Here is a 421-nt window from a genome sequence, read left to right as displayed (position 1 = left end):
TTTGTTTTAACTTCTGTAAATCCATCACGCTGTATTGTATCGGGTTTGTTAAAACAATCTATTTTTTGATTAAAAGTTTCAAAAAATTTGCTAACGTTTTTAAAAACTTTATCGTTATGATTTTGAACGGGTTTATTGGTCATTTTTTCTCCTTATAAAGGGTATATTTTAATACTTTATTATACCTTATGGTATAATACTATACAATACTATATTCTATTTAGAAAGTAACTAAATGCCTGTCATATCCTTTGCTAATTCCAAGGGGGGGAGTGGAAAAACAACAGCTGCTTTGCTCCTTGCTTGTGAACTTGCACATGCTAAACCAGTTACAATTATAGATGCTGATCCTCGCCATCCTATTACCACTTGGTCTGAATTGCCGGGTAAACCAGATAATCTTACTGTCGTTACTAATGAA

1 protein-coding gene is annotated in these 421 nt (G+C 32.3%); it reads left to right on the top strand.

Annotation, left to right across the window (positions count from 1 at the left end):
• Positions 1 to 235 precede the first annotated feature (235 nt).
• Positions 236 to 421, top strand: a 186-nt coding sequence (locus tag ACFIKY_RS09140; protein ID WP_375661746.1) for an AAA family ATPase, incomplete at its 3' end; no start/stop codon positions are given.

This window comes from Bartonella sp. CR127HXZ (assembly GCF_042194555.1).
GTDB classification, from domain to species: Bacteria; Pseudomonadota; Alphaproteobacteria; order Rhizobiales; family Rhizobiaceae; genus Bartonella; species Bartonella grahamii.
Note: the sequence above shows the minus strand (reverse complement) of the source record. Positions and strands in the feature narration are given on the sequence as shown.